The sequence below is a fragment of the Burkholderia sp. AU15512 genome (assembly GCF_002223325.1).
In the GTDB taxonomy this organism is placed as follows: Bacteria; Pseudomonadota; Gammaproteobacteria; order Burkholderiales; family Burkholderiaceae; genus Burkholderia.
Window position 1 is genome coordinate 1830450 of record NZ_NKEX01000006.1, and the last position, 19686, is coordinate 1850135.

Below are 19686 nucleotides of genomic sequence, written 5' to 3' on the forward strand. Positions count from 1 at the left end.
TTAACGTGCGTTGAGCGGCTTCGCTTCGCGCGGCGTATCGCCGATGAACAGCTGACGCGGACGGCCGATCTTCTGTTCCGGATCGCCGATCATTTCGTTCCACTGTGCGATCCAGCCGACCGTACGTGCCATCGCGAAGATACACGTGAACATCGACGTCGGGATGCCCAGCGCGCGCTGGACGATGCCCGAGTAGAAGTCGACGTTCGGGTACAGCTTGCGCGACACGAAGTATTCGTCTTCCAGCGCGATCTTCTCGAGCTGCATCGCGAGCTTGAACAGCGGGTCGTCGTGCAGGCCCAGTTCGTTCAGCACTTCGTAGCACGTCTCGCGCATCAGCTTCGCACGCGGGTCGTAGTTCTTGTACACGCGGTGACCGAAGCCCATCAGCTTCACGCCCGAATTCTTGTCCTTCACCTGCTTGATGAATTCGGGGATGTTGTCCGGCGAACCGATCTGCTCGAGCATGTTCAGCGCGGCTTCGTTCGCACCACCGTGCGCCGGGCCCCACAGGCAGGCGATACCGGCAGCGATACACGCGAACGGGTTCGCGCCCGACGAGCCGGCCAGGCGGACGGTCGACGTCGATGCGTTCTGCTCGTGGTCGGCGTGCAGGATCAGGATACGGTCGAGGGCGCGGACGAGCACGTCGTTGACCTTGTACTCTTCGCACGGGTTCGAGAACATCATGTGCATGAAGTTCGCGCTGTACGACAGCGAGTTCTTCGGATACACGAACGGCTGGCCGATGCTGTACTTGTACGCCATCGCGACGAGCGTCGGCAGCTTCGCGATCATGCGGATCGCCGACACTTCACGGTGACGCGGATCGTTGATGTCGAGCGAGTCGTGGTAGAACGCCGACAGCGCGCCGACTGCAGCGACCAGGATCGCCATCGGGTGCGCGTCGCGACGGAAGCCGCGGAAGAAGAAGTGCATCTGCTCGTGCACCATCGTGTGCTTCGTGACGGTGTCGACGAATTCCTTCTTTTGCGCTGCGTTCGGCAGTTCGCCCTTCAGCAGCAGGTAGCAGCTTTCGAGGAAGTCCGCGTTTTGCGCGAGGTTGTCGATCGGGTAGCCGCGGTACAGCAGCTCGCCCTTGTCGCCGTCGATGTACGTGATCGCCGAATTACAAGCTGCCGTCGACATGAAGCCCGGGTCGTACGTGAACTTGCCGGTCTGGCCGTACAGCTTGCGGATGTCGATCACGTCCGGGCCCATCGTGCCCTTGTAGATCGGCAGTTCGACGCTCGGCGAGTTGTCGCTGAACGATAGCGTGGCTTTAACATCAGACGGAGTCATGGCACATCCTCAATCGAAATAAAGAAACGGGATTCGATAACGGGCACAGCGTGTTACACCTTGGCGTTACACGTTGCGCAGCATCTCCAACAGCCGGTGAATATCCGGGCTGTCTAGGTCGCCTTCTGGTTCCTTGCGCGCGAGGAGCAAGTCCATCAGGTCGTTGTCGCTCAGATCGAGCAGGCGCGACAACGCGCCTACGTCTGCATCGGTGAGGTCATGCTCGTATCTGCTGAAGAAACGCTCGAAAATGATGTCGTTCTCCAGCAGACCCCGCCGCGCACGCCAGCGAAGGCGTGCGCGACGGTGCGGGTCGGATTGATGCGAATCGTCGCTCATCACAACCTTAAACCGCGCGGCGAACCATCAGTTCCTTGATCTTGCCGATCGCCTTCGTCGGGTTCAGGCCCTTCGGGCAAACGTCGACGCAGTTCATGATCGTGTGGCAACGGAACAGACGGTACGGGTCTTCCAGGTTGTCGAGACGCTCGCCGGTGGCCGTGTCGCGGCTGTCCGCGATGAAGCGGTAAGCCTGCAGCAGGCCCGCCGGGCCGACGAACTTGTCCGGGTTCCACCAGAAGCTCGGGCACGACGTCGAGCAGCTTGCGCACAGAATGCACTCGTACACGCCGTCGAGCTCGTCGCGCTCTTCCGGCGACTGGAGGCGTTCCTTCTCCGGCGGCGGCGCGTCGTTGATCAGGTACGGCTTGATCGAGTGGTACTGGTTGAAGAAGTGCGTCATGTCGACGATCAGGTCGCGCACGACGGGCAGGCCCGGCAGCGGACGCAGCACGATCTTCTGCGGCAGGTCGTTCAGGTTCGTCAGGCACGCGAGACCGTTCTTGCCGTTGATGTTCATCGCGTCCGAACCGCACACGCCTTCACGGCACGAACGGCGGAACGACAGCGTTTCGTCCACGGCCTTCAGCTTGACCAGTGCGTCGAGCAGCATGCGCTCGTGCTCGAGCTCCAGCTCGTACGTCTGCATGCGCGGCGCTGCGTCCTTGTCCGGATCGTAGCGGTAGACTTCAAAAATGCGTTTTGCCATTTCGGATTCCTTTGACTCGGCTTAGAACGTGCGCGGCTTCGGCGGCACGGATTCGACCGTCAGCGGCTTCATTTGAACCGGCTTGTAGTCGAGGCGATCGCCTTCGCTGTACCACAGCGTGTGGCGCAGCCAGTTCTCGTCGTCGCGGTGTTCGTAGTCGCTGTGGGCGTGTGCGCCACGGCTTTCCTTGCGTGCTTCCGCCGACACCATCGTTGCGCGAGCGACTTCGATCAGGTTCTCCAGCTCGAGCGCTTCGACGCGCGCGGTGTTGAACACCTTCGACTTGTCCTTCAGGTGGATGTTTTCCACGCGTGCCTTCAGGCCGGCCATCTGGTCGACGCCTTCCTTCAGCAGCTCCGACGTGCGGAACACGCCTGCGTGCTTCTGCATCGTCGAGCGGATGTCGTTCGCGACGTCCTGCGTGTATTCACCTGAGGTCGACTTGTCGAGCTTCGCCAGACGTGCCAGCGAGAATTCGCCCGCATCGGCCGGCAGCGGCTTGTGTTCCTTCTGGTTCTTCACGTGCTCGACGATGTGGTTGCCGGCCGCACGGCCGAACACCACGAGGTCCAGCAGCGAGTTCGTGCCGAGGCGGTTCGCGCCGTGCACGGACACGCACGAGCATTCGCCCACTGCGTAGAAACCGTTGACCGGATCCTTGTGACCGCCGCGCGTCGTGCCGACGACCTGACCGTGGATGTTGGTCGGGATGCCGCCCATCTGGTAGTGGATCGTCGGGACGACCGGGATCGGTTCCTTGATCGCGTCGACGTTCGCGAACTTCAGCGCGATTTCGCGGATCGACGGCAGACGCTTCATGATCGTCTCGGCGCCGATGTGCGACAGGTCGAGCAGCACGTGATCCTTGTTCGGACCCACGCCGCGGCCTTCCTTGATTTCCTGGTCCATCGAACGCGACACGAAGTCACGCGGCGCCAGATCCTTCAGCGTCGGCGCGTAGCGCTCCATGAAACGCTCGCCGTTCGCGTTGCGCAGGATACCGCCTTCGCCGCGCACGCCTTCGGTGATCAGCACGCCCGCGCCGGCCACGCCGGTCGGGTGGAACTGCCAGAACTCCATGTCCTGCAGCGCGATGCCCGAACGCGCAGCCATGCCGAGGCCGTCGCCGGTGTTGATGAACGCGTTGGTCGATGCCGCGAAGATCCGGCCTGCGCCGCCCGTCGCGAACAGCGTCGTCTTGCCTTCCATGATGTAGACGTCACCCGTCTCCATCTCGAGGGCCGTCACGCCGAGCACGTCGCCTTCCGCGTCGCGGATCAGATCGAGCGCCATCCATTCGACGAAGAATTGCGTCTTCGCTTCGACGTTCTGCTGGTACAGCGTGTGCAGCAGCGCGTGACCGGTACGGTCGGCGGCCGCGCAGGCGCGCTGGACCGGCTTCTCGCCGTAGTTCGCGGTGTGGCCGCCGAACGGGCGCTGGTAGATCGTGCCGTCCGCGTTACGGTCGAACGGCATGCCGAAGTGCTCGAGTTCATATACGACGTTCGGCGCTTCACGGCACATGAATTCGATCGCGTCCTGGTCGCCGAGCCAGTCGGAGCCCTTGATCGTGTCGTAGAAGTGGAAGTGCCAGTTGTCTTCGCTCATGTTGCCGAGCGACGCACCGATACCGCCCTGCGCGGCCACCGTGTGCGAACGGGTCGGGAACACTTTCGACAGCACGCCGACCGACAGGCCCGCGCGCGACAGTTGCAGCGCTGCGCGCAAGCCGGAGCCGCCTGCGCCGACGATCACGACGTCAAATTTGCGGCGCGGGAGGTTAGTTTTGATTGCAGCCATTCTTTACACTCTCCAGAGAATCTGCGCGGCGTAGCCCGCACATGCGAGCAGCCAGACGATGGTCAGCGATTGCAGCAGCAGGCGCACACCGACGGGCTTCACGTAGTCCATCCAGATGTCGCGCACGCCGACCCATGCGTGGTAGAAGAGGGAAAGCAGCATCACGAAGGTCGCGAGCTTCATCCATTGCGCGGCGAAGATCGATGCCCAGCCTTCGTACGAGAAATCGTGCGCGCCGAAGAACAGGACGAGCAGGATGACCGTGTAGACCGCCATGATCGTGGCGGTGATACGCTGCGCGAGCCAGTCGCGCAAGCCGTAGTGAGCGCCGACGACGAGGCGCTTCGAGCCGATTCGGTTATTGGCTGCCATTTTCTTAGAATGCTCCGAACAGTTTGAGTGCCATGGCGATCGTCAGCGCGATCGAGACGACAAAGACGACGACTGCCGTCCGCTTGCCGCCTTCCTTCGTGACGGCGTCGTGGTTGACGTCCATCAGCAGGTGGCGAATGCCGGCGCAGAAATGGTGGAAGAAGGCCCACGACAGTGCGAGGACGATCAGCTTGACGATGATGTTGGAGAGGAAAGCCTTGAAGACTTCGAAGCTGAGCTCGGACGTGAGGCTCTGGTCGAAGAGGAACAGCAGGAACGGCAGGAACAAGAACAGCAGCGCGCCGCTGACTCGGTGGAGAATCGACAATATCGCTGCCAGCGGCATGCGATATTTCATCGTGATATCGCCGAATCCGATGTTCCGGTATTCCGGCCTCGGCTTTCTTACTGCATCAGTCATGCTAGACCCCTACTATGTTGTCACACTAATCCGCGATTTTAGCGCCTTTTTATATCGCGCTGCAGCGAAAGTCTGCTCTGGATAGTTGCGCGAACAAGAACAAAGGCGGCCCGAAACGTGCTTCGCGAACGTGGGGAACGCGAACGCACTCGGCTTGAGCCGATACACCGTCAACTCAAGTCATTCTGATAGTAGTACCCGGTCGTGACATACCAGCCGCGACGCACTTCCACCGGCCGGTCTCCGTATGTATAGGACACGCGCTCGACCGACAGCAAAGGGAAACCTGCCGGCACGTGCAGCAGGTCGGCCACCGCCGGCTCCGCCGCGACCGCGCGGATCTTTTCCGTCGCGCGGATCATCCGCGTACCGAACTCCGTCTCGAACATCGCGTAGAGCGGCCCCTTGTACTCGCTCAGCCGCTCGAACGTGAGCCCGCGGAACATCGCGCCCGGCAGCCAGATCTCGTCGAGCACCGTCACTTCGTTCTCGAACTCCAGCAGGCGGCGCACCTGCACGACCGGATCGGCCGGCTTCAGGTCGAGCTGCCGCGCGATCTCGGCCGGCGCGCGCAGGCGACGGCATTCGAGCAGGCGGCTCACGTGCGGATGCTCGGCACCGTCGTCGGCCAGCAGCCGCAGGAAGCGGAACTGCGCGCGATCTTCATTGTGCGTCGCAACAAAAGTGCCCTTGCCCTGCCGCCGGACCACGAGGTTTTCGGCGGCCAGCTCGTCGATCGCCTTGCGGACGGTGCCCTGGCTGACCTTGTAACGGGCCGCCAGCTCCACCTCGCTCGGGATGATCTCGCCCGGCTTCCACTCGCCGGTTTCGAGACTTTGCGTGATTAATGACTTAATCTGCTGGTATAACGGGCTGAACGTCGGCGACGGAGCCGCCGCGGGCGAAGGTGCGGGATCGCTCGCGCCCGGCTGCCCTGGGCCGCCTGCGCCGGTCTGATTCGCGGTATTCGCCTGGTTCGATGTCATGGCGCGCATTTCATCACAAACCGCACTTTTAAGTCCACTCAATTTCCGCAAAACATCTGTCTTATATAAGACATATGATACCGTTTGACTTTGAGCCGGACGGCTCCTACACTCCGGGTCGAGCAAGGGTTCGCGGGTGCAAAAGCGCGTCCCCGGCTACGTGCCACGGCCGTCTCCAGGTTCACCGCGTCTGCCATCGCGAGTCCTCCGCCCTGCTTCAATGCAACACTCCGCACAACGCGCATAGAATGGCGTTTTCGCGAGTGTCCAACGCTTTACCCGTCCTGGAGATTTTCAATGGCTAAGCCCGCAAAGCGTGTTGCCGTCACCGGCGCCGCAGGTCAAATCGCTTACTCCCTGCTGTTCCGCATCGCGAACGGCGACCTGCTCGGCAAGGACCAGCCGGTCATCCTGCAACTGCTCGACCTCCCGCAAGCCCAAGGCGCCGTCAAGGGCGTCGTGATGGAACTCGACGATTGCGCGTTCCCGCTGCTCGCGGGCGTCGTGATCACCGACGATCCGAAGGTCGCATTCAAGGATGCCGACGTCGCACTGCTGGTCGGCGCACGTCCGCGCTCGAAGGGCATGGAGCGCAAGGACCTGCTGTCGGCAAACGCCGAAATCTTCACGGTTCAGGGCGCTGCGCTGAACGAAGTCGCGAGCCGCGACGTGAAGGTGCTGGTCGTCGGCAACCCGGCGAACACGAACGCCTACATCGCGATGAAGTCGGCACCGGATCTGCCGAAGAAGAACTTCACGGCCATGCTGCGCCTCGACCACAACCGCGCGCTGTCGCAGCTCGCAGCGAAGTCGGGCAAGCCGGTCGCATCGATCGAGAAGCTCGCCGTGTGGGGCAACCACTCGCCGACGATGTACCCCGACTTCCGCTTCGCGACCGCCGAAGGCGAATCGCTGCTGAAGCTGATCAACGACGACGTGTGGAACCGCGACACGTTCATCCCGACCGTCGGCAAGCGCGGCGCGGCGATCATCGAGGCGCGCGGCCTGTCGTCGGCAGCGTCGGCAGCGAACGCAGCGATCGACCACGTGCGTGACTGGGTCCTCGGCACGAACGGCAAGTGGGTCACGATGGGCATCCCGTCGGACGGCTCGTACGGCATCCCCGAAGACATCATCTACGGCGTGCCGGTCACCTGCGAAAACGGCGAATACAAGCGCGTCGAAGGCCTGGAAATCGACGCGTTCTCGCGCGAGAAGATGGACGGCACGCTGGCCGAGCTGCTCGAAGAGCGCGATGGCGTCGCCCACCTGCTGAAGAACTAAGCATCAAGCACCTCGCCGGGCGGCCCTCGGGCAGCCCGGTTTCGGCCCGGGCCGGCAAGCCGCCGGCCCGGCCGACCGATCCGATCCGCGCACGTTTTGCCGCCCCGCGCTTGCCGCGCCCCCGCCCAGAACGCGTCCGAATCCGATTTTCTCCACGTTGACCCGCTTCCCTGACGTAGACGAGATGGCCGCGCTCACTCCCGCACAAGTGCTGTACGACGGGGCGTCCCCGCCCGCGATCCTGCCCTGCTGTGATCACTACGCGGGCAGCGAAAAGCTGATGCGCAAGTCGCTCGCGCTGCAGGCCGAGCTGGGCCCCGTGTTCGACATCACGCTCGACTGCGAAGACGGCGCCGCCGTCGGCCAGGAAGCCGCGCACGCGGCACTCGTCACCGACATCCTCGGCAGCGACGAGAACCGCTTCGGCCGCGTCGGCGTCCGCATCCACGACTTTTCCCACCCGCACTGGCGCGACGACGTCCGCATCGTGCTGCGCGCATCGCGTGCACCCGCCTACATCACGCTGCCGAAGATCGCCAGCGCCGCCGATGCCGCCGAAATGACCGCGTTCATCGAAGGCACGCGTCGCGAGCTCGGCATCGCGCAGCCGATTCCGGTCGACGTGCTGGTCGAGACGCACGGCGCGCTCGCGCAGGCGGCCGCCCTCGCCGCGCTGCCGACGGTCGGCACGCTGAGCTTCGGGCTGATGGATTTCGTCTCCGCGCACCACGGCGCGATTCCCGAATTCGCGATGCGCTCGCCCGGCCAGTTCGAGCATCCGCTCGTGCGCCGCGCGAAGCTGGAAATCGCCGCGGCCTGCCACGCGCACGGCAAGACGCCGTCGCACAACGTGACGACCGAGGTGCGCGACATGAGCGTCGTCGCCGCCGATGCACGCCGCGCGCGCGACGAATTCGCGTTCACGCGGATGTGGAGCATTCACCCCGCGCAGATCCGCCCGATCGTCGACGCGTTCGCGCCGCGCACCGACGAAGTCGCGCTGGCCGCCGAGATCCTGCTGGCCGCGCAGGCCGCCGACTGGGGCCCGACGCGCCACGGTGATACGCTGCACGATCGCGCGAGTTACCGCTATTACTGGTCGGTGCTGCGCCGCGCACGGGCCACCGGCCAGCCGGTGCCGGCCGAGGCCGCGCCGCTGTTCGGCCCGACCGCCGCGGGCAGCGCGCGGTAAGCGCGCGCCGCCGGCCGATACACGAGTTTCATGCATTCGACGACGCGTGAACCGGATAGAGGTTTGCGAAACGACAAAAAACGTAACGGAGCCCGAAAACCTGATATACACGCGGCCAAATAGGTGAAAATAGCGGCCGCTGCGCGCTTTCGGGGCGCGTGCAGTTTCAACCCGGCCGGCGGCGCAGATTGCCGGCCCTTGTCAACTGATTATCGAAAGGTTCTGACTCCATGAAGAAACTCCTGATCGCTACCGCCATCGGCGCCTTGTCCGCCACGATGCTGGTGTCGGCTCCGAGCGCGTTTGCCCAGGGTACGACCACGACGACCGCGAAGAAGGCAGCGGCCAAGCGCCCGGCGCCGGCCAAGCGCATCATCCCGCGCAGCAAGAAGGCACAGGCACGTGCCGCAGCGAAGGTCGATCCGGTACCGGACGGCGCAGTCAAGTGGTCCTGCAAGGAAGGTCTGTCGTTCGACCTCGCCGGTGACATGAAGCGCGACCAGGTCGTCACGGTTCACTGGGCGAAGAAGAACTACAAGCTGCCGCGTCAGGCCACGACGACGGGCGCCGACACGTTCTACGATCCGGCCGCAGGCTTCAAGCTGGTCGTGATCCCGACCAAGGCGATGCTGTTCTCCGACGCGAACGGCGGCGAACGCCTCGCGGACGAATGCGTGACGCCGGAAATGGCGCAAGGCACGCCGGCACCGACGCAGTCGAACGAGCTGAAGCCGGCAACGAACTAAGCGCGTTCCCATCGGCCCCTCGATGTCCGCCCCGGTCTCCAACGTCCGCCCTGCTCCGGATACGGTACTCGTCGATATCGTCGACTACGTGCTGAATACCGGCATCGACAGCGCGCTCGCGCTGGAGACGGCGCGTCATTGCCTGATCGACACGCTCGGATGCGGACTCGAGGCGCTCTCCTACCCTGCCTGCACCAAGCTGCTCGGCCCCGTCGTGCCCGGCACGATCGTACCGAACGGCGCGAAGGTGCCCGGCACGTCCTTCCAGCTCGATCCCGTCCAGGCCGCCTTCGGCATCGGCGCGATGATCCGCTGGCTGGACTTCAACGACACCTGGCTCGCCGCCGAATGGGGTCATCCGTCCGACAATCTCGGCGGGATCCTGGCGACGGCCGACTGGCTTTCCCGCACGGCCCGCGCGGCCGGCCGCAAGCCGCTCGCGATGCGCGACGTGCTGGTCGCGATGATCCAGGCCCACGAGATCCAGGGCTGCCTCGCGCTCGAGAATTCGTTCAATGCAGTCGGGCTCGACCACGTGCTGCTCGTGAAGGTCGCATCGACGGCCGTCGTCGGCCGGCTGCTCGGGCTCGCGCGCGACGAGCTGATCAACGCTGTGTCCAACGCGTTCGTCGACGGCCACGCGCTACGCACCTACCGCCACGCGCCGAACACGGGTTCGCGCAAGTCATGGGCGGCCGGCGACGCAACCTCCCGCGCGGTGCGCCTCGCGCTGATCGCGAAAACGGGTGAAATGGGCTACCCGTCGGCGCTCACCGCCAGGACCTGGGGCTTCTACGACGTGCTGTTCGACGGCAAGCCGTTCCGCTTCCAGCGCCCGTACGGCACGTACGTGATGGAAAACGTGCTGTTCAAGATCGCGTTCCCCGCCGAATTCCACGCGCAAACGGCCGCCGAGGCCGCGCTGCAGCTGCACGCGCAGCTCGCCGCCGCGGGCCGCACGACCGACGACATCAGCCGGATCACGATCCGCACGCACGCGGCCGCGATCCGCATCATCGACAAGCAGGGCCCGCTCGCCAATCCGGCCGACCGCGACCACTGCATCCAGTACATGGTCGCCGTGCCGCTGCTGTTCGGCCGGCTGACCGCGGCCGACTACGAGGATTCGGCCGCCGCCGATCCCCGCATCGACGCGCTGCGCGCGAAGACCGTGTGCGTCGAGGATCCGCAGTTCACGCAGGATTACCACGACCCGGACAAACGCTCGATCGCGAATGCACTGACGATCGAGTTCACGGACGGGTCGACGCTTGCCGAGGTGGCGGTCGAATACCCGCTCGGCCACCGGCGGCGCCGGGCCGAAGGCATCCCGCTCTTGGTCGAGAAGTTCAGGACCAACCTTGCCCGCCGCTTCCCGGCCAAGCAGCAACAAGCGATTCTCGACGTGTCGCTGGACCAGGCAAAGCTCGAAGCGATGCCGGTCGATGAGTACGTCGATCTGTACGTGATATAGCCGTCATTTACAGGACACGTAGTTTCCTAGCCTTAAACCCAGGAAAATCACCATGGCCCACAATCTCCACAAGACCCTCAAGGAATTCGACAGCGGTTCCGGCAAAGGCAAGTTCTACTCGCTGCCGCAGCTCGGCAAGGAACTGAAGACGAAGATCGAACGCCTGCCGGTGTCGATCCGTATCGTGCTCGAGTCCGTGCTGCGCAACTACGACGGCAAGAAGATCACCGAAGAGCACATCCAGCAGCTCGCGAACTGGAAGCCGAACGACAAGCGCGTCGACGAGATTCCGTTCGTGGTGTCCCGCGTCGTGCTGCAGGACTTCACGGGCGTGCCGCTGCTCGCCGACATCGCGGCCATGCGCGGCGTCGCGGAGCGTACCGGCAAGAACCCGAAGAAGATCGAGCCGCTGGTCCCGGTCGATCTCGTCGTCGATCACTCGGTGCAGATCGACTACTTCCGCCAGAAGGACGCGCTCGACCTGAACATGAAACTGGAATTCCAGCGCAACAACGAGCGCTACCAGTTCATGAAGTGGGGCATGCAGGCATTCGACACGTTCAAGGTCGTGCCGCCGGGCGTCGGCATCGTCCACCAGGTGAACCTGGAATACCTCGCGCGCGGCGTCCACAAGAAGGCGGACGGCGGCGACACCGTGTACTACCCGGACACCCTCGTCGGCACCGACAGCCACACGACGATGATCAACGGCATCGGCGTGGTCGGCTGGGGCGTGGGCGGCATCGAGGCTGAAGCGGGCATGCTCGGCCAGCCGGTGTACTTCCTGACGCCGGACGTCGTCGGCGTCGAGCTGAAGGGCAAGCTGCGCGAAGGCGTGACGGCCACCGACCTGGTGCTGACGATCACCGAAATGCTGCGCAAGGAGAAGGTCGTCGGCAAGTTCGTCGAGTTCTTCGGCGAAGGCACGAAGTCGCTGTCGCTGCCGGACCGCGCGACGATCGGCAACATGGCGCCCGAATACGGCGCGACGATGGGCTTCTTCCCGGTCGACGAAAAGACGATCGAGTACTTCGAAGGCACCGGCCGCACGAAGGCCGAAATCGCCGCGTTCGAAAACTACTTCAAGGCGCAGAAGCTGTTCGGCATCCCGAAAGCCGGCGACATCGACTACACGAAGGTCGTGACGCTCGATCTGACGACGGTCGCGCCGTCGCTGGCCGGCCCGAAGCGCCCGCAGGACCGCATCGAGATCGGCCACGTCAAGTCGACGTTCACCGACCTGTTCTCGAAGCCGGTCGCGGAAAACGGCTTCGCGAAGAAGGCGGACGACCTGGCCGCGCAATACACGACGAGCAACGGCGTCGACGTGAAGAACGGCGACATCCTGATCGCCGCGATCACGTCGTGCACCAACACGTCGAACCCGAGCGTGCTGCTGGCCGCCGGCCTGCTCGCGAAGAAGGCGGTCGAGGCCGGCCTCACGGTCGATCCGAAGATCAAGACCTCGCTCGCGCCGGGATCGCGCATCGTCACCGAGTACCTGACGAAGACGGGCCTGCTGCCCTACCTGTCGAAGCTCGGCTTCGAAGTCGCCGCCTACGGCTGCACGACCTGTATCGGCAACGCGGGCGACCTGACGCCGGAACTGAACGAAGCGATCACGAAGAACGACATCGTCGCGGCAGCCGTGCTGTCGGGCAACCGTAACTTCGAAGCGCGTATCCACCCGAACATCCGCGCGAACTTCCTCGCGTCGCCGCCGCTGGTCGTCGCCTACGCGATCGCCGGCAACATCACGCGCGACCTGATGACCGAACCGGTCGGCAAGGGCAAGGGCGGCCGCGACATCTACCTCGGCGACATCTGGCCGACGAGCGAAGAAATCCACGCGCTGCTCAAGTTCGCGCTCGACCCGAAGAAGTTCGAGGACAACTACTCGAAGCTGACCAAGAAGGGCGACCTCTGGAGCAAGATCGAGGGCGAATCGGGCCAGGTCTATGACTGGCCGAAGTCGACGTACATCGCCGAGCCGCCGTTCTTCGGCAACGACTTCTCGATGGAACCGGCTGCGTCGATCCCGACGGTCAAGGGCGCGCGCGCACTGGGCATCTTCGGTGACTCGGTCACGACCGACCACATCAGCCCGGCAGGCTCGATCAAGGAAGACTCGCCGGCAGGCAAGTGGCTGAAGGAAAACGGCGTGCAGAAGGCCGACTTCAACAGCTACGGCTCGCGCCGCGGCAACCACGACGTGATGATGCGCGGCACGTTCGCGAACGTCCGGATCAAGAACCTGATGATCCCGCCGAAGGCGGACGGCACGCGCGTCGAAGGCGGCCTGACGATCCACCAGCCGAGCGGCGAACAGCAGTCGATCTATGATGCAGCGATGCAGTACGTTGCCGCCGGCACGCCGACGGTCGTGTTCGCAGGCGAAGAGTACGGCACGGGCTCGTCGCGCGACTGGGCCGCGAAGGGCACGCAACTGCTCGGCGTGAAGGCCGTGATCGCACGCAGCTTCGAGCGCATCCACCGCTCGAACCTGGTCGGCATGGGCGTGCTGCCGCTGCAGTTCAAGGGCGCGGACAGCGTCCAGTCGCTCGGCATCACCGGTGAAGAAACGTACGACATCGAAGGCCTCGGCGACGACTTCAAGCCGCAACAGGACGTCACGCTCGTGATCCATCGCAAGAACGGCGAATCGCAGCGCGTGCAGGTGCTGCTGCGCATCGATACGCCGATCGAAGTCGACTACTACAAGCACGGCGGGATCCTGCCGTTCGTGCTGCGCTCGCTGCTCGCAGCGTAAGCGCCCTGCACCTTGCAGGTGCCGCAGCCGCCTCGCGGGCGGTTGCGGCCGATTTGGATGCCCGACCTCGTGTCGGGCTTTTTTTGCCTGCGCGCTACGCCGCGTGACCGGTCGTGCGGCGCGTCACGCCGCCTTGTCGGCCCGCGCCTTCGTGCCAGCGCCCGCTCGCCGGGTGTTCTTCTTCAGATGCGTGCGGTTGTAGTCGATCGCCGCGCGTACCAGATTCTTCAGTGCCCGCTTGTCGAGCTTGTCGCCTTCGAAGAAATCGATCGCACGCCGCGCATTGCCGTCGAGGCCGTCGTTAAAGAGCTTGTCGGGATCGGGCAACTGCGCGCCGTGCATGAAGGTCAGCTTCACCTTGCCCTTGTGCGCGTTCGCCACCGCAATCATCCCGTCGCACGACCATACGGGGCTGCCCATCCATTTCCATTCCTCGACGATGCCCGCTTGCGCGTCGAGGATCGTCTGGCGCAGGTCGGCGAAGGTCTTGCCGCGCCAGTCGGCGATGCCGGCGATCAGCGCGTCGATACGCTCCGACGGCGTGAGGTCGGTTGGGCTCATGCGCGGGCCTCCGTGCCTTCGTCGGGGCGGGCCAGCACCTGTTCGAGCGAGTCGAAGAAGCGGACCCAGCCGTGCTGCGCACCGCGGTACGCCTGCTCCTGGTCGGTCCGGAAGCCGACCTGCTCCATCCGCAGGTGCGTGCCGTGCGGTGTCGGCGTGAGCGTCCACGTGACGACGCTTTCGAGGCCGTATGCGGCCCACGTATAGGACAACGCATGCGGCGGCTCGATCGTCAGGACCGTGCAGTCGACCGAGCCCCAGTCCGCACGGAAGCTGAAGGCGCGGCCCGCGACGGGCTCGAAGTCGCTCTTCATCAGCCACGCCTCGATCAGGTGCGGCTGCGTGAGCGCGCGCCAGATCTTCTCCGGCGGATGAGGCAGCTCCCGGTCGACGACGACGGAGCGCGTTTCGGTGGTGGCCTGGTTCATTACTGGTCCATCCTTTTGAGAAGATCTTCGAGGGCATCGAACCGGGTCTGCCAGAAGCCGGCCATCTGGCTCGTCCAGTCGATCAACGGGGCCAGCGCTTGAGGCTGCGCGCTGTAGTGCGTCTGCCGGCCTTCGTGACGGTCGCTCACGAGCCCGGCCTGCTTCAGGACGCCCAGATGCTTCGAGACGGCCGGCTGCGAGACGCCCGCATGGGCCGTCAGCGCGGCAACCGTCAGCTCGCCGTCCGCGCACAGCCGCTCGAAGAGCGCGCGGCGCGTGGGATCAGCCAGTGTCCTGAAAAGCATGTCGTGTGCGTTCTGCATGTCCAAATCCATAACCCGATGGTTATGGATTGAAGCATATCCGCTGATCGACGCACGTCAAGGCGGAATCTCGCGAACGACGCCACGCGATCTTGCGCGTGCCCGCTATCCGCCGCGCCGGGGCGTCCACGCCACCGAATTCGAAGCTTTCCTCTAATCCGCAATTGCCGCATGCGATCCGAAAGACACCCGCAAGACTGCCGGAAGCACCGTTCCACAGTTCGGGAAACGTTTGCGCTCGAGCGACCCCAATTTTGTGCACGCGCGAATCCGTTCCTGCCGTGTCGCGGCGTTTGACCACATAGTGCGACGCGGCATGCGACAACGACCGGTCGCGTACGATGCGTTCACACGGCGATTCGCTCCGCGATCGCGCACGTTCCGGCGTCGCGGCGAGCGACTCGTGCGCGCGAGCGTCGCGCGCCGCTGCGCCGCCGTATCGCGAACCGGTTCCGCTCGCCGCTGCCGCAATTCGCATACGCGCATGACGCAGCACCGGCGTGCACCCGCGCCGATGTCAGAACTGACAGCTATGGAAAATGGCAGCTACCCGAACGGCACCGACGCCCTACGCTCGTCACCGCTCGCGGCCCCACAAGGGCCGGGGGTTCCAGTAACGTCGCCTCTCCTAAAAAAGGACTCCCGATGAAAAGGAACACCTGGTTTGCCCTTCCCCTTCCGTCGCCCCGCCGCCTCGCGTGCGTGGCACCGTTCGTGTTCGCCGCCGCCGCGGCGCATGCGACGACGGATTGGGTCGATACGCATACGAAGGCCTTTCTGACCGGCCCGCAGTTGATGGCGCGCAGCGCGGCGCCGTCGCTCGAACTGGCAGGCGGTGAAACGACCAACGTCGTCGTCAGCCTGAAACTGCGCAACGCCGCGCAGCTCAAGCAACTGGCACGCGACGTGAACCGGCCCGGCAGCGCGCATTACCGCCAGTACCTCACTCACGAGCAGTTCCTCGCCAACTACGCGCCGACCGATGCGCAGGTCAAGTCGGTCGTCGACTATCTGCACAAGAGCGGCTTCGTGAACGTCGAGGTTGCGCCGAACCGCCTGCTGGTCTCCGCCAGCGGCACGGCCGCCACGGTGAAGACCGCATTCAACACGTCGCTCGTGCACTTCGACTACGCGGGTCACTCGGGCTTCGCGAACACGTCGACTGCGCAGGTGCCGCGCGCGCTCGGCGACGTCGTCGGCTCGGTGCTCGGGCTGCAGAACGTTGCACACGCGCGGCCGCTGCTGCGCATCGGCAACGTGTCGAAGCCGCAGGCGCTCGCGGCCGGCACGGCGACCGGCCACTATCCGAAGGAATTCCCGGGCCTCTACAACGCAACCGGCGTGCCGACCGCAGCCGGCGTCACCGTCGGCATCATCACGATCGGCGGCGTGTCGCAGACGCTGCAGGACCTGAAGCAGTTCACGTCGAGCAACGGCTACGGCACGGTGTCGACGCAGACCATCAAGACCAACGGTACCGGCGGCAGCTACACCGATGACCAGGAAGGTCAGGGCGAATGGGATCTCGACAGCCAGTCGATCGTCGGCTCGGCCGGCGGCCAGGTCGGCAAGCTCGTGTTCTACATGGCCGATCTCAATGCGAGCGGCAACACGGGCCTCACGCAGGCGTTCAACCGCGCGGTGTCGGACAACACCGCAAAGGTGATCAACGTATCGCTCGGCTGGTGCGAGACCGACGCGAGCGCGGACGGCACGCTCGACGCCGAGGAACAGATCTTCACGACTGCCGCGGCGCAAGGCCAGACGTTCTCCGTTTCGTCGGGTGACGAAGGCGTGTACGAGTGCAACAACCGCGGCTATCCGGACGGCTCGAACTACACGGTGTCGTGGCCGGCATCGTCGCCGCACGTGCTCGCGATCGGCGGCACGACGCTCTACACGACGTCGTCGGGCGCGTTCTCGAGCGAGACGGTGTGGAACGAAGGGCTCGACGGCAACGGCAAGCTGTGGGCGACGGGCGGCGGCGTCAGCACGATCCTGCCCGCGCCGTCGTGGCAGTCGGGCAGCAACCGCCAGTTGCCGGACGTCGCGTTCGACGCCGCGCAAAGCACGGGTGCGTACATCTACAACTACGGCCAGTTGCAGCAGATCGGCGGCACGAGCCTCGCCGCGCCGATCTTCACCGGCCTCTGGGCGCGCCTGCTCGCAGCGAACGGCACGGGCCTCGGTTTCCCGGCCGGCAAGTTCTACGCCGACATTCCGTCGAACCCGTCGCTCGTGCGCTACGACGTGGTGTCGGGAAACAACGGCTATCAGGGGTATGGCTACAACGCAGGCACCGGCTGGGATTACACGACCGGCTTCGGCAGCCTGAACATCGCGAACCTCAACCAGCTGATCAAGTCGGGCGGGTTCTAAGCGAAGCGTGAAGGCCGGCGCGTGGCGGTGGTGGGCCGCGCGCCGGCTCGAGACGTTCCCGCGATCGTCGTTCGGTCATCGGCTTGCGCCGCAACCGAACCCCGCCCGCTACTCCGTCGCCCGCTCGCCTACGCGCTCCGACGCGGCCGGCACACCGGCCCGATGCGACGGCGCAAAGAGCCGCAATCCGCTCGCGATACTCGCGGCCCCGGCGAAGCCCGCGCCGAGCATCAGCGCGAGCGTCGGCCCGTGGCGCCCCGCGATCCCGAACGACAGCGCGACGAGCGCCGCGCCCGTCGCCTGCCCGATCAGCCGCGCGGTCGCGATGATCCCGCTCGCGCCGCCGCTGCGCTCGGGCGGTGCGCTCGACATCAGCGCCTTCAGGTTCGGCGACTGGAAGAAACCGAAGCCCGCGCCGCACAGCATCATCCGCCAGCCGATGTCGATGACGCCGGGCGCCGCCGGCAACGCGGCAAGCGACACCATGCCCGCGCTCAGCAACGCCAGACCGATCGCGCCGAGCAGGCCCGGCGGATAGCGATCCGACAGGCGCCCTGCGATCGGCGCGGCAAGCGCGACGATGACCGACCACGGCGTCATCAGGAACCCCGTCTCGACCGCGTTGCGATGCAGGACGGTTTCGAAATAGAACGGCAGCGACACGAACGCGAGCCCCTGTGCCGCGAACGCGCACACTGCGGTCAGCGCGGACAGCGTGAACACCGGCCGGCGAAACAGATCGACCGGCAGCATCGGCGCCGGGTGCCCCGCCTGACGGCGAATCAGCAGCCAGCCGAAGGTGAGCGCGACCGCCGCCGCCGCGAACACGATGGAAAGCGGCCCGCGCTGCGCGAATTCGCCGAGCGCGAAGATCAGCGATGCAAACGTGATCACGTTGAACAGCGCCGCGACCGGATCGAACGCATGCTTGCCGCGCGCCGTCTGCGGCAGCGACGGAATCGCCACGGCAAGCGCGAACACGCCGAGCGGCACGTTCACCGCGAACAGCCACGGCCATGCGGCGACCGACAGGATCAGCGACGCGATGGTCGGCCCCACCGCGAACGACACGCCGACGACGAGCGCGTTGAAGCCGACGCCACGCCCGAGCCGGTGCGCGGGAAACAGGCCGCGGATAAGCGCGACGTTCACGCTCATGATCGCGCTCGCACCGAAGCCCTGCACGATCCGCGCGGCCGTCAGCATCGGCAGCGTCGACGCGAGCGAGCAGCCGAGCGACGCCACCGTGAACACCGCGAGCCCGGCGACATACACGCGCTTGTGGCCGACGATGTCGCCGAGCGACGCGAACGGCAGCAGCGTCGCGACCATCGCGAGCTGGTACGCGTTGATGATCCAGACGGACGCGGCCGGCGACGCATGCAGGTCGGCGGCAATCGCGGGCAGCGCGGTGTTCGCGATCGCGGTGTCGAGCGTCGCGAGCGCGACGGCCAGCAGCACGGCGGACATCGCGCGCCAGTTGACGGCCGGCTCATGCGCGCCGGCGGGGGAAGCGAATTCGGACAAGATGAGGCTCGGCTGACGAGCGACGCGTTGCGCCGCGTCGCGGATTGGACTCGCGGCGGCGTTCCGGACGCACCGCACGGAACGCGCGCCGCCGCGCCCCGTATTGTTGCAGAGCCGCATCGAACGTGCAGGCGGCCACCTCGTCAGTCAGCGAAATGAAAGCAAATGCGTGGCCGCGCAGGATGCACGGCCACGCAGGCTCGCCGCGTCAGCTCACCGCGCGCCGCGCATTGCGACCGCGCAGCCATTCGAGCGCCAGCAGCAGGCTCGTCGAGAAGATGATCAGGATCGTTGCGAGCGCAGCGATCGTCGGGCTGATGTTCTCGCGGATGCCGGTGAACATCTGGCGCGGCAGCGTCGTCTGGTCCGCGCCCGCGAGGAACAGCGTGACGACGACTTCGTCGAACGACGTCGCGAACGCGAACAGCGCGCCGGACATCACGCCCGGTGCGATCACCGGCAGCGTCACGCGGAAGAACGTCGACACCGGATTCGCGCCGAGCGACAGGCTCGCGCGCACGAGGTTCTGGTTGAAGCCCTGCAGGGTTGCCGCCACCGTCGTCACGACGAACGGGACGCCGAGCGCCGCGTGCGCGGCGATCAGCCCCGTGTAGGTGTTCGCGAGCCCGAGCGGCGCGAAGAACAGGTACATGCCGACGCCGACCACGACGACCGGCACGATCATCGGCGACAGCAGCACGGCCATCAGCAGCCCCTTGCCGCGGAAGTCGGCCTTCGTGAGGCCGATCGCGGCGAGCGTGCCGAGCACGGTCGCGACGACGGTCGCCGACGGTGCGACGATGAAGCTGTTCTTCGCGGCCATCCGCCACTCGTCCGATGCGATCAGGTTCTCGTACCAGCGCATCGAGAAGCCCGGGATCGGATAGACGAGGAACGTGCTCGACGAAAACGACAGCGGCACGATCGCGAGCACCGGAAGGATCAGGTACAGCAGCGTCAGCACGACGAGCACGCGCAATGCGACGTACCACGCGCGCTCGACGAACGACATGTGCGGCGCGAACAGCGGCCTGGCGAGTTTCATGGTTCGAATCCCCTTCCCGTTTCGTTGC

Annotated in this window: 18 protein-coding genes; 6 read left to right on the forward strand and 12 right to left on the reverse strand. The window is 65.3% G+C overall.

Annotated elements, in window-relative coordinates; all coding sequences use genetic code 11:
* The 7 genes from gltA to CFB43_RS27540 form a co-directional block, all read right to left on the reverse strand.
* Positions 1-1302 carry a citrate synthase gene (gene gltA / locus CFB43_RS27510; protein ID WP_011355741.1) on the reverse strand — a complete coding sequence of 434 codons (1302 nt, stop codon included), beginning with the start codon at positions 1300-1302 and terminating at the stop codon, positions 1-3.
* 66 nt (positions 1303-1368) lie between these two features.
* Entirely contained in the window at positions 1369-1641 is a 273-nt protein-coding gene (locus CFB43_RS27515; protein ID WP_011355742.1) for an FAD assembly factor SdhE, read from the reverse strand.
* Positions 1642-1648: 7 nt separating this feature from the next.
* Positions 1649-2350, reverse strand: a complete 702-nt coding sequence (locus CFB43_RS27520; protein ID WP_011355743.1) for a succinate dehydrogenase iron-sulfur subunit — start codon at positions 2348-2350, stop codon at positions 1649-1651.
* A 21-nt stretch (positions 2351-2371) separates the two neighbouring features.
* Positions 2372-4150, reverse strand: a complete 1779-nt coding sequence (gene sdhA, locus CFB43_RS27525) for a succinate dehydrogenase flavoprotein subunit (protein WP_089497371.1) — start codon at positions 4148-4150, stop codon at positions 2372-2374.
* Positions 4151-4153: 3 nt separating this feature from the next.
* Complete coding sequence (sdhD, locus tag CFB43_RS27530) at positions 4154-4522, reverse strand: succinate dehydrogenase, hydrophobic membrane anchor protein (RefSeq protein WP_011355745.1); 369 nt, start codon at positions 4520-4522, stop codon at positions 4154-4156.
* A 4-nt stretch (positions 4523-4526) separates the two neighbouring features.
* Positions 4527-4943 (reverse strand): succinate dehydrogenase, cytochrome b556 subunit, encoded by a 417-nt coding sequence (sdhC, locus tag CFB43_RS27535; protein ID WP_034185792.1) that lies wholly within the window; start codon positions 4941-4943, stop codon positions 4527-4529.
* Between the two features lie 170 nt (positions 4944-5113).
* A complete protein-coding gene (locus tag CFB43_RS27540) occupies positions 5114-5938 on the reverse strand; it encodes a GntR family transcriptional regulator (protein WP_039358249.1) in 825 nt (274 codons plus the stop codon).
* 288 nt (positions 5939-6226) lie between these two features.
* Between CFB43_RS27540 and CFB43_RS27545 the strand changes: the two genes are divergently transcribed.
* The 5 genes from CFB43_RS27545 to acnA all read left to right on the forward strand — a co-directional run bounded on the left by CFB43_RS27545 (position 6227) and on the right by acnA (position 13395).
* On the forward strand, positions 6227-7213 hold the full coding sequence (locus tag CFB43_RS27545; RefSeq protein WP_006479357.1) for a malate dehydrogenase: 987 nt from the start codon (positions 6227-6229) through the stop codon (positions 7211-7213).
* A 184-nt stretch (positions 7214-7397) separates the two neighbouring features.
* Positions 7398-8405: an HpcH/HpaI aldolase/citrate lyase family protein gene (locus CFB43_RS27550; protein ID WP_089497372.1), complete on the forward strand. Its 1008-nt coding sequence runs from the start codon at positions 7398-7400 to the stop codon at positions 8403-8405.
* A gap of 230 nt (positions 8406-8635) precedes the next feature.
* Positions 8636-9151, forward strand: a complete 516-nt coding sequence (locus tag CFB43_RS27555) for a hypothetical protein (RefSeq protein WP_089442945.1) — start codon at positions 8636-8638, stop codon at positions 9149-9151.
* 22 nt (positions 9152-9173) lie between these two features.
* Positions 9174-10625 (forward strand): bifunctional 2-methylcitrate dehydratase/aconitate hydratase, encoded by a 1452-nt coding sequence (locus CFB43_RS27560; protein WP_089497373.1) that lies wholly within the window; start codon positions 9174-9176, stop codon positions 10623-10625.
* Positions 10626-10677: 52 nt separating this feature from the next.
* Complete coding sequence (gene acnA / locus CFB43_RS27565) at positions 10678-13395, forward strand: aconitate hydratase AcnA (protein ID WP_089497374.1); 2718 nt, start codon at positions 10678-10680, stop codon at positions 13393-13395.
* Between the two features lie 123 nt (positions 13396-13518).
* Here the strand turns inward: acnA and CFB43_RS27570 are convergent, their stop codons facing one another.
* From CFB43_RS27570 to CFB43_RS27580, 3 genes are read right to left on the reverse strand one after another with little or no spacing between them, the layout of a single operon-like run.
* Positions 13519-13956: a DUF1801 domain-containing protein gene (locus CFB43_RS27570; protein ID WP_089497375.1), complete on the reverse strand. Its 438-nt coding sequence runs from the start codon at positions 13954-13956 to the stop codon at positions 13519-13521.
* Positions 13953-14384: an SRPBCC family protein gene (locus CFB43_RS27575; protein WP_089447379.1), complete on the reverse strand. Its 432-nt coding sequence runs from the start codon at positions 14382-14384 to the stop codon at positions 13953-13955. The genes CFB43_RS27570 and CFB43_RS27575 overlap by 4 nt, the downstream gene beginning before the upstream one ends.
* Entirely contained in the window at positions 14384-14707 is a 324-nt protein-coding gene (locus CFB43_RS27580; RefSeq protein ID WP_069252885.1) for an ArsR/SmtB family transcription factor, read from the reverse strand. Before CFB43_RS27580 ends, CFB43_RS27575 begins: the two co-directional genes overlap by 1 nt.
* A gap of 645 nt (positions 14708-15352) precedes the next feature.
* Here CFB43_RS27580 and CFB43_RS27590 point away from each other — a divergent pair.
* The gene (locus CFB43_RS27590; RefSeq protein ID WP_089457838.1) at positions 15353-17086 is read left to right on the forward strand and encodes a S53 family peptidase; all 1734 of its coding nucleotides are present in this window, start codon (positions 15353-15355) and stop codon (positions 17084-17086) included.
* Between the two features lie 108 nt (positions 17087-17194).
* On the opposite strand, the gene CFB43_RS27595 is transcribed toward CFB43_RS27590, so the two are convergent.
* Together CFB43_RS27595 and CFB43_RS27600 are read right to left on the reverse strand one after the other, a co-directional pair.
* Positions 17195-18613, reverse strand: coding sequence for an MFS transporter (locus tag CFB43_RS27595; RefSeq protein WP_089498165.1), 1419 nt, complete (start codon positions 18611-18613; stop codon positions 17195-17197).
* Positions 18614-18821: 208 nt separating this feature from the next.
* Positions 18822-19658, reverse strand: a complete 837-nt coding sequence (locus CFB43_RS27600) for an ABC transporter permease (protein ID WP_027791109.1) — start codon at positions 19656-19658, stop codon at positions 18822-18824.
* Between the last annotated feature and the right edge of the window lie 28 nt (positions 19659-19686).

Excerpts from the sequence above, each read along its gene's own strand:
- gltA (WP_011355741.1), bottom strand. The coding sequence starts at position 1,302 with ATGACTCCGTCTGATGTTAAAGCCACGCTATCGTTCAGCGACAACTCG.
- CFB43_RS27515 (WP_011355742.1), bottom strand. The coding sequence starts at position 1,641 with ATGAGCGACGATTCGCATCAATCCGACCCGCACCGTCGCGCACGCCTT.
- CFB43_RS27520 (WP_011355743.1), bottom strand. The coding sequence starts at position 2,350 with ATGGCAAAACGCATTTTTGAAGTCTACCGCTACGATCCGGACAAGGAC.
- sdhA (WP_089497371.1), bottom strand. The coding sequence starts at position 4,150 with ATGGCTGCAATCAAAACTAACCTCCCGCGCCGCAAATTTGACGTCGTG.
- sdhD (WP_011355745.1), bottom strand. The coding sequence starts at position 4,522 with ATGGCAGCCAATAACCGAATCGGCTCGAAGCGCCTCGTCGTCGGCGCT.
- sdhC (WP_034185792.1), bottom strand. The coding sequence starts at position 4,943 with ATGACTGATGCAGTAAGAAAGCCGAGGCCGGAATACCGGAACATCGGA.
- CFB43_RS27540 (WP_039358249.1), bottom strand. The coding sequence starts at position 5,938 with ATGCGCGCCATGACATCGAACCAGGCGAATACCGCGAATCAGACCGGC.
- CFB43_RS27545 (WP_006479357.1), top strand. The coding sequence starts at position 6,227 with ATGGCTAAGCCCGCAAAGCGTGTTGCCGTCACCGGCGCCGCAGGTCAA.
- CFB43_RS27550 (WP_089497372.1), top strand. The coding sequence starts at position 7,398 with ATGGCCGCGCTCACTCCCGCACAAGTGCTGTACGACGGGGCGTCCCCG.
- CFB43_RS27555 (WP_089442945.1), top strand. The coding sequence starts at position 8,636 with ATGAAGAAACTCCTGATCGCTACCGCCATCGGCGCCTTGTCCGCCACG.
- CFB43_RS27560 (WP_089497373.1), top strand. The coding sequence starts at position 9,174 with ATGTCCGCCCCGGTCTCCAACGTCCGCCCTGCTCCGGATACGGTACTC.
- acnA (WP_089497374.1), top strand. The coding sequence starts at position 10,678 with ATGGCCCACAATCTCCACAAGACCCTCAAGGAATTCGACAGCGGTTCC.
- CFB43_RS27570 (WP_089497375.1), bottom strand. The coding sequence starts at position 13,956 with ATGAGCCCAACCGACCTCACGCCGTCGGAGCGTATCGACGCGCTGATC.
- CFB43_RS27575 (WP_089447379.1), bottom strand. The coding sequence starts at position 14,384 with ATGAACCAGGCCACCACCGAAACGCGCTCCGTCGTCGTCGACCGGGAG.
- CFB43_RS27580 (WP_069252885.1), bottom strand. The coding sequence starts at position 14,707 with ATGCAGAACGCACACGACATGCTTTTCAGGACACTGGCTGATCCCACG.
- CFB43_RS27590 (WP_089457838.1), top strand. The coding sequence starts at position 15,353 with ATGAAAAGGAACACCTGGTTTGCCCTTCCCCTTCCGTCGCCCCGCCGC.
- CFB43_RS27600 (WP_027791109.1), bottom strand. The coding sequence starts at position 19,658 with ATGAAACTCGCCAGGCCGCTGTTCGCGCCGCACATGTCGTTCGTCGAG.